This window comes from Streptomyces sp. WAC05292, assembly GCF_003949955.1.
Taxonomy (GTDB): domain Bacteria; phylum Actinomycetota; class Actinomycetes; order Streptomycetales; family Streptomycetaceae; genus Streptomyces; species Streptomyces globosus.
Map to the genome: position 1 here is coordinate 23,212 of NZ_RPSE01000026.1, position 12,097 is coordinate 35,308.

The window sequence follows — 12,097 nt, forward strand, 5'->3', positions numbered from 1 at the left end:
GGGGGAACCCATGCGCACGCGCCACATCTACCACGCGGTGGACTCGCACACCGAGGGCATGCCCACCCGGGTCGTCACCGGGGGCGTCGGGGTGATCCCCGGCGCCACCATGGCCGAGAAACGGCTCCACTTCATCGAGCACATGGACCACGTCCGCACCCTGCTCATGTACGAGCCGCGCGGCCACTCCGCGATGAGCGGCGCGATCCTGCAGCCCCCCACCCGCCCCGACGCCGACTTCGGCGTCCTCTACATCGAGGTGTCGGGCCTGCTGCCCATGTGCGGGCACGGCACCATCGGGGTCGCCACCGTCCTCGTCGAGACGGGCATGGTGCCGGCGGTCGAGCCGGTCACCACCGTCCGCCTCGACACCCCCGCCGGACTCGTCTCCGTCGACGTCCGCGTCGAGGACGGGGCGGCCACCGCCGTCACCCTCACCAACGTCCCCGCCTACTGCGCGGGCCTCGACCTCAAGGCCGACGTCCCCGGATACGGCACCGTCACCTACGACCTCGCCTACGGCGGCAACTTCTACGCCTTCGTCGAGCTCGACGCCCTCGGCCTCCCCTTCGACCGCGCCCGCAAGGACGACCTGATCGCCGCAGGGCTCGCGATCATGGACGCGGTCAACTCCTCCGCCGACCGGCCCGTCCACCCCGAGGACCCCGCCATCGCCGGCGTCAAGCACGTCTACCTCGCGGCCCCCGGCTCCGACGCCCGCCGCTCCCGGCACGCCATGGCCATCCACCCCGGCTGGTTCGACCGCTCGCCCTGCGGTACGGGCACCAGCGCGCGCATGGCCCAGCTGCACGCCCGCGGCCTCCTGGACCTCGGCGCCGACTTCGTGAACGAGTCCTTCATCGGCACCGAGTTCACCGGCCGGCTCGTCGGCCGCACCACCGTCGGCGGGTACGAGGCCGTGGTGCCCACGGTCACCGGGCGGGCCTGGATCACCGGCACCGCCCAGTACTTCCTCGACCCGTCCGACCCCTTCCCCGGAGGGTTCCTGCTGTGACCGCCGACGACCCCGCCGTGCCCGAGGTGCGCACCGCCGACTACCACGCGGCCGGAGAGCCGTTCCGGATCGTCGACACCGCCGACCCCGGCCTCCCGCCCGCCCCCGGCGACACCGTCGCCGAGCGCTGCGCCACCGCGATCGGCCCCGGCGGCTCCGGCACGGCGCCGCGGCCGGGCGCGCTGGACTCCGTACGGCGCCTGCTCGTGCAGGAGCCGCGCGGGCACGCCGGCATGTACGGCGGGTTCGTCGTGCCGCCGGACGACGACGGCGCCCACTTCGGCGTCCTCTTCTGGCACAAGGACGGCTACTCCACCGCCTGCGGCCACGGCACCATGGCGCTCGGCGCCTGGGCCGTGGACACGGGCCGGGTGCCCGCCCCCGACGAGGGCGACGTCCCGGTGCGGATCGACGTGCCCTCGGGCCGGGTCGCCGCCACCGTCCACCGCAGCGGCGGCCGCACCACCGGCGTCACCTTCCGCAACGTCGCGGCCCGGGTAGGCGCCCGCAAGGTGCCCGTCGCCACCGGCTTCGGGATCGCGGAGGCCGACATCGCCCACGCCGGCGCCTGCTATGCCTCCGTCCGGGCGCGCGACCTCGGCCTGGACGTCTCCCGGGCCGCGCTCGGGGACCTGGTGCGCGCCGGCCGCGAGATCCGCACCGCGCTCGCCGGCCACCCCGCCACCTGGCACCCGGACGGCCCGCTGCTCTCGGGCGTCTACGGGGTGATCCTCCACGAGGAGCTCCCGGACACCCCCTTCGGACCGCACCAGCGCAACGTGACCGTCTTCGCCGACGGGCAGGTCGACCGCTCGCCCTGCGGATCCGGCACGTCCGCGCGGCTCGCGCTCCTCGCCGAGGACGGCCGCCTCGGACCGGAGGACTCCCTGCTGCACGAGTCGGTGGCCGGGACGGTGTTCACCGGTCGGATCGTCCCCGCGGCCGCCGCGCCCGGGGCGGCCCCCGACGGCCTGGTCACCGAGGTCACCGGCTCCGCGTACCGCACCGGCGAGCACCGCTTCACGCTCGACCCGCACGACGCGCTCGGCGCCGGGTTCCTGCTGTGATCCGGCAGATCGGCGCCGCCGAGACCACGGCCCTGCTCGGCCCGGCCGCGGCCGCCGACGCCCTGGCCGCCGCGCTGCGCGCCGGGCTCGACCCGGAGGTCTGCCCGCAGCGCAGCGCGGTCGCCGTGCCGGGCGGCGGGGAGCTGCTGCTGATGCCGGCCGCGCAGGGGCCGTACGCCGGCGTGAAGATCGCCGGGGTGGCGCCGGGGAACCCGGCGCGCGGCCTGCCCCGGATCACCGGCTCCTACCTCCTCCTCGACGGCCCCACCCTCCGCCCGGTCGCCCTCCTCGACGGCGCCGCCCTCACGGCGCTGCGCACCCCGGCGGTCTCCGCGCTGGCCCTGCGGCACCTGGCCCCGGCCGGGCGGCCGCTGCGGCTGGTGCTCTTCGGGACCGGCCCGCAGGCGTACGGGCACCTCGAAGCCGCGGCCGCGGTGCGGGAGTTGGCCGAGGCCGTGGTCGTCGGCAGAGACCCGGACGGCCCGGGCGCGAAGGCCCTGGCGGAGCACGCCCGCACGCTGGGCGTCCCCGCGCGGACGGGCACCGCGGCGGACGTGGCCGGGGCGGACCTGGTGCTGTGCTGCACCACGGCCCGCACCCCGCTCTTCGACGGGCGGCTCGTCGAGCCCGGCGCGGTGGTGGTGGCGGTCGGCTCGCACGAGCCGGACGCCCGCGAGACGGACACGGCGCTGGTGCGGCGCTCGGCCGTGTACGTCGAAGCCCGCTCGGCGGCCCTGCGGGAGGCGGGGGACCTGCTGGTTCCGGAGGCGGAGGGCGCGATCGGGCCCGGCCACATCACGGCCACCCTGGCCGATCTGGTCGCGGGGCGGGCGCCGGGGCCGGGTCCGGCGGGTTGTCCACGGCTCTTCAAGAGCGTGGGCATGGCCTGGGAGGATCTCGCCGTGGCGGTGGCGCTGTACACGGCCGCCGGGAAGAACAGCGAAACGTGACATTGTACGCTGTTCCTCTGCGATCTCTCGGAGGACAAGCAATGGGTGACCTGAAGCAGCACAGCCTCATCAAGGCCCAGGAACGGCTCCGCGACCAGGTCGGCCACGCCCTCCGAGCGGCTCTGATAGCGGGCGAACTGCGCCCCGGCAGCGTCTACTCGGCCCCCGGGCTCGCCGCCGAACTCGGCGTCTCCGCCACCCCCGTCCGCGAGGCCATGCTCGACCTCGCCCGCGAGGGCCTGGTCGAGCCCGTCCGCAACAAGGGCTTCAGGATCACCGAGGTCAGCGAACGCGACCTGGACCAGTACACCGAACTCCGCACGATGATCGAGGTTCCGACGGTCGGCAAGGTCACCCGGATGGCCCCCCGCGAGCAGCTGGAGGCCCTGCGCCCCATCGCGGAGGAGATCGTCACCAGTGCCCGCGAGCACAACCTCATCGGCTACCTGGAGGCGGACCGCCGCTTCCACCTGACGCTGCTGGGGCTCGCAGGGAACGAGCGCCTGGTCGAGACCGTCGGCGACCTGCGCAAGCGCTCCCGCCTCTACGGGCTCACCGGTCTGGACGAGGCGGGCAAGCTGGTCTCCTCCGCCGAGGAGCACCTGGAACTCCTCGACCTGATGATCGCGGGCGACGCGGAGGCGGCCGAGGCGTGCATGACCCGCCACCTCGGGCACGTGCGCTCCCTGTGGGCGGAGGGCCGCGACGAGCCGGTGGGCCGACCCGCGGCGGGCGGCCTCGGCTCCGGCCTCACCGGCTGAATGCCCCGGCCGGCCGGCCGCCCGTCCGGCCCGTGCCCGGGCCCGCCCGGCCGGTTCAGCCGCCGAGCAGCCCGAGCAGCGCGCTGACCGCCTCGACCACGGGCTGCCCGATCGCCCCGACGGTCGCGGCGATGCCCGCGACCGCGGTCAGCGCGTTGTACCGCTGCTCGGGCGAGACGGCGGCGTCGGCCGCGAGGGCCGGCAGGGACTCGTCGATCCGCTGCACGGCCACCTGCGGCACCCGTGCCCGCAACTCCTGCACCAGCGGCAGCAGTTCAAGCAGAGCCCGCTCCGCGGCGGGGGAGAGGGCCGGCCCCGCCGCCGCGCCCCCGCCGAACGACATGCCGGTGTTGCCCTGGCCGCCGTGCATGTTGACGACGTTGCCGAAGTTGTAGCTGTCTCCGCTCATGCGCTGCGCATCCCCACGTTGCCGTTTCCGCCGTACATGTTGACCGTGTCGCCGAAGTAGTAGTTGCTCGGGTTGCTGATGGAGAGCTGCTCCACCGTCAGCCGCAGCTCCGTGTCCGGGTGCTCGATGGCGTAGGCGATCCGGTGGACCGCCTCGTCGAGCTGCGCGGGGTCGCCGGTGGCGAGGGCCGTCGACTGGCCGTTCGTCTCCACCCCGAGCGTGAAGTGCGAGGACGCCGTCACGACGGCGAGCATGTCGGCGGCGAACCAGATCAGGGCGGCGACGGAGGCGATCCAGACGAACGCGAGGACGCCGCCGAAGCCGCTCTCGCCGCGCGTGAGGGCCTCGGCGATGGCCCCGAACAGGGTGAAGCCCAGAGCCGCGAGCAACGTGACCGCCGTCCGCCGCAGCCACTGCAGCACGGCCTCCTTGCGCCGGGGGCGGAGGACGAAGGTGTAGACCCGCGCGACGTTCGCGAGCGGATACACGGCCCCGCCCACCCACAGCAGCCGCCGTGTGACGGTCAGGTCGAGCGGCCGGCCCTTCCCGGCGGGTGCGGGCGCCGCGCCGGGCGGCCGCTGCGGAACGGGCGGCACCCCGCCCGGCTGCGCCGCCGACCCCGTCGGCCTGGGCGGCGCCGACGGCTGCGACGGCACCCCTGACCCTCTCGTGTCCATGTATCCCCCTGGGAGCCCCGCTTGAGCGAAAGGGCCATCCAACGACGCCGTCGCGGGGCGGGCAAGGGCATTTCCGGCCGCGCGTGGCGCGTCGGCGGCGGGTCCGGAGCGGACCGCGCACCACCGGATTTGGACACGGCTGGATAACGGCGGGTCCGATCCCTTGTCAGTACAATTTCACATTACTATGTTACCGGTCACATCATAGAGCGCGGCCCTTCACTGGAGTGACCATGACCAAGCGCAGCCAACTCGCCCTCGCCACCGCCCTGGTGGCGGCCATCGCACTCGGCGCGACGGGATGCTCCGACCCCAAGAAGGGCTCCGCCGACAACGGAGCCGCCAACCCCGCCGCCGCCAACGACGGCAAGGTCCTCGGCGGCACCCCGGCCAAGGGCGGCACCCTCACCGTCCTGTCGAACCAGGACTTCTCCCACCTCGACCCGGCCCGCAACTGGACGATGCCGGCGATGGACTTCGGCACCCGGCTGCTCTACCGCACCCTCGTCACCTTCAAGGCCGAGCCCGGCAAGGCCGGCAGCGAGCTCGTCCCCGACCTCGCCACCGACCTCGGGACCCCCTCCAACGGCGGCCGCACCTGGACCTTCACCCTCAAGGAGGGGCTGAAGTACGAGGACGGCACCCCGATCAAGGCCCAGGACATCAAGTACAACGTCGAGCGGTCCTTCGCCCCCGACCTCACCGGCGGCCCCGACTACGCCGCCCAATACCTGGCCGGCGGCGAGAACTACAAGGGCCCGCTCCAGGGGCAGCACCTCGACTCCGTCAAGACCCCCGACGACCGCACCATCGTCTTCGAACTGAAGCGCCCCGTCGCCGAGTTCTCCGCGACCGCCACCCTCCCCACTTTCGCCCCCGTGCCGCAGTCCCAGGAGAAGGGCACCCAGTACGACGCCCGCCCGTTCTCCTCCGGCCCGTACAAGATCGAGACCTACGACCGCGACAAGCAGCTGGTCCTCGTCCGCAACGAGCACTGGGACCCCGCGACCGACCAGGTGCGCAAGGCCTACCCGGACAAGTTCGTCGTCGTCATGGGCCTCAAGGGCGGCCAGATCGACGACCGCATCATCGCCTCCGAAGGCGCCGACGCCTCCGCCGTGCAGTACTCCGACATGCGCCCCGAGAGCGCCCCCAAGGTGCTGCCCAAGCCCGACGTCAAGGCCCGCCTCCTCGCCGAGTCCCAGGGCTGCACCACGATGCTGCACCTGAACAACTCCCGCGCCCCCTTCAACGACCCGAAGGTCCGCGAGGCCATGCACTACGCCCTCGACAAGGAAGCGGTCATCACCGCGGGCGGCGGCCCCGCCCTCAACGAGATCGCCACCGCCTACCTGCCGCCCGCCCTCACCGGCGGCAAGCAGGCCGACACCCTCAAGATCGCCCCGGCCGGCGACCCCGCCAAGGCCAAGGAGCTCCTCAAGGCCGCCGGCAAGGAGAGCCTGAAGGTCTCCCTCTCCGTCTCCACCGGCGACAAGGGCGCCGCCGAGGCCATCCAGCAGGGCCTGGCCCGCGCCGGCGTCCAGGTCGTCATCGACACCGTCGACCCCGGCGCCTACTACGACGTCATCGGCGACCTCTCCACCACGCCCGACATGACCTTCACCGGCTGGTGCCCCGACTACCCCTCCGGCTCCACCTGGATCCCGTTCGTCTTCGACGGCCGCACCATCAAGGAGAAGGGCAACCAGGGCAACTACGCACAGTTCCGGGACGAGGCCGTCCAGAAGCGCATCGACGAGATCAACGCCATGGCCGACGCCAAGCAGGCCAACCAGGCCTGGACCGAACTCGACGCCGAGATCATGAAGAAGGCGCCCTCCATCCCCGTCCTGCTGGAGCGCAAGCCCCTCCTCGTCGGCACCAACATCGCCGGAGCCTTCGGCCACCCCGTGTGGACCGGCACCATCGACTACGCGACCATCGGCCTCAAGGACCCCTCGAAGAGCCAGGGCTGAGCGGCCCCGGGAACCGAGCCACGACACCCACGACACCCATGACAGCCACCGCAGCCCCCCAGGCCGCGACGGCCGAGACGCTCCCCCCGGGCAGCAGCCCCTGGCAGCTCGCCCGGCGGGAGCTCCGCCGCCGCCCCGCCGTCCGCATCAGCCTCTGCGTCGTCACCCTCTTCGTCCTGATGGCCGCCACCGCCCCCTGGCTCAGCGCCCTGGGCGGCTGGTCCCCCGAGGAGTTCGACAAGTCCGCCGTCGACCCCTACCTCGGCGGCCTCCCCCTCGGCTCCTTCGGCGGGATCAGCCCCGAGCACTGGCTCGGCGTCGAACCCGTCACCGGCCGCGACCTGTTCGCCCGCGTCGTCACCGGCGCCCAGGTCTCCCTGCTCATCGCGTTCGCCGCGACCGCGATCGTCGTCGTCACCGGCACCGCGGCCGGGATCGCCGCCGGCTACTTCGGCGGCCGCACCGACGCCGTCCTGTCCCGCCTGATGGACCTGACGATGTCCTTCCCGTCCCTCATCTTCATGATCGCGATGCTGTCCGTCGCCAAGGACGTCAACCGCATCGTCCTCATGACCGCCGTCATCGGCGTCTTCGGCTGGCCCGGCGTCGCCCGCGTCGTCCGCGGCCAGACCCTCTCCCTCAAGCACCGCGAGTACGTCGACGCCGCCCGCGTCGCCGGATCCGGCTCCTGGCGGATCCTGACCCGCGAGATCCTCCCCGGCGTCTCCGGCCCGGTCATCGCCTACACCACCCTGCTCATCCCCGGCATGATCAGCACCGAGGCCGCCCTCAGCTACCTCGGCGTCGGCGTCCGCCCGCCCACCCCCTCCTGGGGCCAGATGATCGCCGAGTCCGTGGCCTTCTACGAGACCGACCCGATGTACTTCGCCATCCCCAGCACCTTCCTCTTCCTCGCCGTCCTGGCCTTCACGCTGCTCGGCGACGCCCTGCGCGACATCCTCGACCCGAGGGGGAGCCGCAGTTGATCCTCTACCTCGCCCGCCGGCTGCTCGCCCTCGCAGGCGTGCTCCTGGCCATCGCCGCCGTCACCTTCCTCATCTTCTACGTCCTGCCCTCCGACCCCGCCGCGGCCGCCTGCGGCAAGACGTGCAGCCCAGAGCGGATCGCCGACGTCCGGGCCTACCTCGGCCTGGACCTGCCGCTGTGGCGGCAGTTCGCCGACTTCCTCACCGGCATCTTCACCGGCCGCACCCTCGGCACGGGCCAGTACGCCGTCCGCTGCGACTTCCCCTGCCTGGGCTACTCGTACGAGAACTCCCTGCCCGTGTGGGACCTGCTGATGGACCGCCTGCCCGTCTCGGCCTCCCTCGCCCTCGGCGCGGCCGTCCTGTGGCTCGTCCTCGGCCTGGGCGCCGGTGTCACCGCCGCCCTGCGCAAGGACACCGCCACCGACAAGGCCCTCATGGTCGGCGCCGTCGCGGCCGCCTCCCTGCCGGTCTACTTCACGTCCGTCATGCTCATCTACGGCGTCATCCGCATCGCCGGACTGCTGCCCTACCCCGCCTACACCCCCTTCGGCTCCGACCCGCTCGGCTGGGCCTCCAACCTCCTGCTGCCCTGGACCGCACTGGCCCTGCTCTACGCCGCCATGTACGCCCGCCAGAGCCGCGGATCCATGATCGAGGCCATGGCCGAGCCGTACATCCGCACGGCCCGCGCCAAGGGCATGCCCGAGCGCACCGTCGTCGTCAAGCACGGCCTGCGCTCCGGCATGACGCCGATCCTCACCATCTTCGGCATGGACCTCGGCGGACTCCTCGCCGGCGCCGTCATCACGGAGTCCATCTTCGGACTCCCCGGCATCGGCAGGCTGTTCTACGGCGCGCTCGTCAGCTCCGACCAGCCGGTCGTCCTCGGCGTCACCCTGCTCGCCGCCTTCTTCATCGTCGTCGCCAACCTCGCGGTCGACCTCCTGTACGCCGTCGTCGACCCGAGGGTGAGGTACTGATGGCCGCCACCGACGCCACCGACGCCACCGGCGCCCCCGACACACCCCGCAGCGCCGATGCGCCGCTCCTCGCCGTACGCGGCCTCGGGGTCACCTTCCGCACCCCGCGCGGGCCCGTACGCGCCGTCGACTCCCTCGACTTCACCGTCGAGGCCGGCCGCACCCTCGGCATCGTCGGCGAATCCGGATCGGGGAAGTCGGTCACCTCGCTCGCCGTCATGGGCCTGCACCGCGGCGCCGAGGTCGAGGGCTCCGTCCGCCTCGACGGACGGGAGCTCACCGGGCTGACCGAGAAGGAGCTGTCCCGGCTCCGCGGCCGGAAGATGGCCATGATCTTCCAGGACCCGCTGTCCAGCCTCCACCCCTACTACACCGTCGGCGAGCAGATAGCCGAGCACGTCCGCGTCCACTTCCGCAGCGGCCGCGCCGCCGCCCGCAAGCGTGCGGTGGAGATGCTCGGCGAGGTCGGCATCCCGGAACCCGCCCGCCGTGCGGGCGAGTACCCGCACCAGTTCTCCGGCGGCATGCGCCAGCGCGCCATGATCGCCATGGCACTGGCCTGCGAGCCCGAGCTGCTCATCGCGGACGAGCCCACCACCGCCCTCGACGTCACCGTCCAGGCGCAGATCCTCGAACTCCTCGCCCGCCTCCAGCAGGAGCGCGGCCTCGGCATCGTCATGATCACCCACGACCTGGGCGTCGTCGCCCGCGTCGCACACGACGTCCTCGTCATGTACGGCGGCCGGGCCGCCGAACAGGCCGACGCCGACACCCTGTTCGCCGACCCCGCCCACCCGTACACGCGCGGCCTGCTCGACTCCATGCCCCGCCTCGCCGACGACGGCGACGACGGCCCGCTGCGCGCCATCCCCGGTTCCCCGCCCTCCCTGCTCACCCCGGCCCCGGGCTGCGCCTTCGCCCCGCGCTGCACGGCGGCCACGGACCGCTGCACGCGGGAGCGGCCGCAGCTCCTGCCGTACGGGGACCTCCCCGGCCGGGCGGCCGCCTGCCACTACGCCGGATCCCCCATCGCCGAGGAGGCGGCCCCATGACCACACCCATCCACGCCGCGCCGCCCGCCGGAAGCCCGGCCGAGGCCGGCCCGGCGGCCCTGCTGTCGGTGCGCGACCTGACCATGGCCTTCCCCGGCCGGCGCTCCGCGACCGGCCGCCGGGGCGCGCCGGTCCGCGCCGTCGACGGGGTCTCCTTCGACCTCGCCGCGGGGGAGACCCTCGGACTCGTCGGGGAGTCGGGCTGCGGGAAGTCCACCACGGGCCGGATGCTCGTCCGCCTGCTGGAGCCCACCTCCGGCTCGGTCGTCTTCGACGGCCGGGACGTCACCCGCCTGTCCCAGCGCGCCCTGCGGCCCCTGCGCCGCGACGTCCAGATGGTCTTCCAGGACCCCCACTCCTCGCTGAACCCGCGCCAGACCGTCTCGCGGATCATCTCCGACCCGCTGCTCGTGCAGGGCTGGTCGGCGGCCGACGCCCGGCGCCGCGCCGCGGAGCTGATGGAGCTGGTCGGCCTGATCCCCGAGCACATCGACCGCTATCCGCACGAGTTCTCCGGCGGGCAGGCGCAGCGCATCGGCATCGCCCGCTCCCTGGCCACCGGGCCGCGGCTGATCGTCGCCGACGAGCCGGTGTCCGCGCTGGACGTCTCGGTGCAGGCGCAGATCGTCAACCTGATGGAGCGGCTGCGGGAGGAGCTCGGGCTGTCGTACGTGTTCATCGCGCACGACCTGTCCGTGGTGAAGCGGGTCAGCGACCGGGTGGCGGTCATGTACCTGGGCCGGATCGTCGAGATCGGTGCGAAGCGCGACCTGTACGACGCCCCCCAGCACCCGTACACGCGGGCGCTGCTGTCGGCCGTGCCGCTGCCCGATCCGGCGGCGGAGCGGCGGCGGGAGCGGATCGTGCTGCTCGGGGACCCGCCGAGCCCGGCTTCGCCGCCGCCGGGCTGCTCCTTCCACCCGCGCTGCCCCAAGGCGCAGGAGGTGTGCCGCACGGAGCGGCCCCTGCTGCGGATCGCCGCCTCCCGCGAGGTGGCCTGTCACTTCCCGGGCGACTGACGGGTGAACCCGGGAAGGCGGGGCCCCGGAGCCGACACGATCGGCTCCGGGGCCCTTCGCCGTCCCGGCGGGCGCGCGGCTTCAGGCGGCGAGTTCGCGGCGGAAGAACTCCAGCTCCAGCGCCATCAGCTTCTCCTTCACCCCGCCGGGCGTCATGTGGGTGACGCCGGGCAGCGCCAGCAGCTGGTGGGGGCGGCCCGCGTCGGTCAGCGCCCGGGAGAGGCGCAGGGTGTGGGAGGGGTGGACGTTGTCGTCGGCGAGGCCGGTGCTGAGCAGCAGCGGCCGGGTCAGCTTCGGCGCGTCGGGGATGAGCGAGTCCCGTTCGTAGACCTCGGGGTGGTCCTGGGGCAGGCCGAGGTAGCGCTCGGTGTACGCGGTGTCGTAGTGCCGGAAGTCGGTGGGCGCGGCGCCGGCCGAGGCCGCGTGGAACACGTCGGGGCGGCGCAGGACGGCGAGCGCGGCGAGGTAGCCGCCGTAGGACCAGCCGCGGACGCCGACGCGGGCGAGGTCGAGGTCGGGGTGGCGGGCGCCGAGGGCCTGCAGCGCGGCGACCTGGTCCTCCAGGGTGACGTCGGAGAAGCCCCGGTACATGGCGTGCGTGAAGGCGGGGGAGACGTACGGGGTGCCGCGGTTGTCGACGGTCACGACGGCGAAGCCCTGGTCGGCCCACCACTGGCGGTACTGCCAGCGGCGCGGCTCGGCGCTGACGTCCTGGAATCCGGGCCCGCCGTAGCCGTCGACGAGGACGGGCAGCCGCCTGCCGGGGACGTGCCCGCTGGGCAGGACGAGCGCGGTGGGGACGCCGTGCTCGGTGACGCGCTCCAGCAGCGGCGCGACCCGGTACGGCAGCGGCTGTGAGAGGTCGCCGGGGGTGAACCGCCGCCCGTCGGCGGTGTGGAGGGTGCGGCGGATGCCGTCGCGGTCGGCGGCGGTCAGCAGCAGCGAGCCGGCCGAGGCGATGACGCTGTGCACGGCGGGGACGCCGGTGTCGCCGGCGAGGACGGTGTGCGCGCCGGAGTCGGGGTCGAGGAGCAGCACCTGCTGTTCGGCGGGGTCGCGCAGCCCGGCCTCGACGAGCAGCCGTCCCTGGTGGAATCCGGCGACGCGGCGGATCTGGACGCCGGCGCCGGTGAGCGGCCGGCCGTCGACGGCGAGGGTGCGGGCGGCCCCGTCGGGGGTGTCGGCGGCGGTGAGCATCCGCC

The 12,097-nt window shown here is 73.7% G+C and carries 12 protein-coding genes; 9 read left to right on the forward strand and 3 right to left on the reverse strand.

Translation table 11 applies throughout. The annotated features are described in order from the left end of the window. Positions 1–10 precede the first annotated feature (10 nt). From EF903_RS05595 to EF903_RS05610, 4 genes are read left to right on the forward strand one after another with little or no spacing between them, the layout of a single operon-like run. Complete coding sequence (locus EF903_RS05595; protein WP_125541483.1) at positions 11–1,015, forward strand: proline racemase family protein; 1,005 nt, start codon at positions 11–13, stop codon at positions 1,013–1,015. After that, a complete protein-coding gene (locus EF903_RS05600) occupies positions 1,012–2,082 on the forward strand; it encodes a proline racemase family protein (RefSeq protein ID WP_260614851.1) in 1,071 nt (356 codons plus the stop codon). Before EF903_RS05595 ends, EF903_RS05600 begins: the two co-directional genes overlap by 4 nt. Beyond that, entirely contained in the window at positions 2,079–3,032 is a 954-nt protein-coding gene (locus tag EF903_RS05605; RefSeq protein ID WP_399420180.1) for an ornithine cyclodeaminase family protein, read from the forward strand. Before EF903_RS05600 ends, EF903_RS05605 begins: the two co-directional genes overlap by 4 nt. A gap of 41 nt (positions 3,033–3,073) precedes the next feature. After that, the gene (locus EF903_RS05610; protein ID WP_125541486.1) at positions 3,074–3,793 is read left to right on the forward strand and encodes a GntR family transcriptional regulator; all 720 of its coding nucleotides are present in this window, start codon (positions 3,074–3,076) and stop codon (positions 3,791–3,793) included. A gap of 55 nt (positions 3,794–3,848) precedes the next feature. Here the strand turns inward: EF903_RS05610 and EF903_RS05615 are convergent, their stop codons facing one another. Together EF903_RS05615 and EF903_RS05620 are read right to left on the reverse strand one after the other, a co-directional pair. Next, positions 3,849–4,202: a hypothetical protein gene (locus EF903_RS05615; protein ID WP_125541489.1), complete on the reverse strand. Its 354-nt coding sequence runs from the start codon at positions 4,200–4,202 to the stop codon at positions 3,849–3,851. Further along, positions 4,199–4,879 carry a DUF6232 family protein gene (locus EF903_RS05620; RefSeq protein WP_221888717.1) on the reverse strand — a complete coding sequence of 227 codons (681 nt, stop codon included), beginning with the start codon at positions 4,877–4,879 and terminating at the stop codon, positions 4,199–4,201. The genes EF903_RS05615 and EF903_RS05620 overlap by 4 nt, the downstream gene beginning before the upstream one ends. 233 nt (positions 4,880–5,112) lie before the next feature. Between EF903_RS05620 and EF903_RS05625 the strand changes: the two genes are divergently transcribed. Genes EF903_RS05625 through EF903_RS05645 form a run of 5 tightly spaced genes read left to right on the forward strand, consistent with a single transcriptional unit; the run spans position 5,113 to position 10,895 of the window. Next, positions 5,113–6,855, forward strand: coding sequence for an ABC transporter substrate-binding protein (locus EF903_RS05625; RefSeq protein ID WP_125541492.1), 1,743 nt, complete (start codon positions 5,113–5,115; stop codon positions 6,853–6,855). A gap of 38 nt (positions 6,856–6,893) precedes the next feature. Next, entirely contained in the window at positions 6,894–7,841 is a 948-nt protein-coding gene (locus tag EF903_RS05630; protein ID WP_125541495.1) for an ABC transporter permease, read from the forward strand. After that, positions 7,838–8,824: an ABC transporter permease gene (locus EF903_RS05635; RefSeq protein ID WP_114054682.1), complete on the forward strand. Its 987-nt coding sequence runs from the start codon at positions 7,838–7,840 to the stop codon at positions 8,822–8,824. The genes EF903_RS05630 and EF903_RS05635 overlap by 4 nt, the downstream gene beginning before the upstream one ends. After that, positions 8,824–9,876, forward strand: a complete 1,053-nt coding sequence (locus EF903_RS05640) for an ABC transporter ATP-binding protein (protein ID WP_125541498.1) — start codon at positions 8,824–8,826, stop codon at positions 9,874–9,876. Before EF903_RS05635 ends, EF903_RS05640 begins: the two co-directional genes overlap by 1 nt. Continuing rightward, a complete protein-coding gene (locus tag EF903_RS05645; RefSeq protein WP_125541500.1) occupies positions 9,873–10,895 on the forward strand; it encodes an ABC transporter ATP-binding protein in 1,023 nt (340 codons plus the stop codon). Before EF903_RS05640 ends, EF903_RS05645 begins: the two co-directional genes overlap by 4 nt. Before the next feature lie 81 nt (positions 10,896–10,976). Here EF903_RS05645 and EF903_RS05650 read toward each other — a convergent pair. Beyond that, positions 10,977–12,097: S9 family peptidase (locus tag EF903_RS05650; RefSeq protein ID WP_148142503.1), on the reverse strand; the 1,121-nt coding region annotated here is incomplete at its 5' end.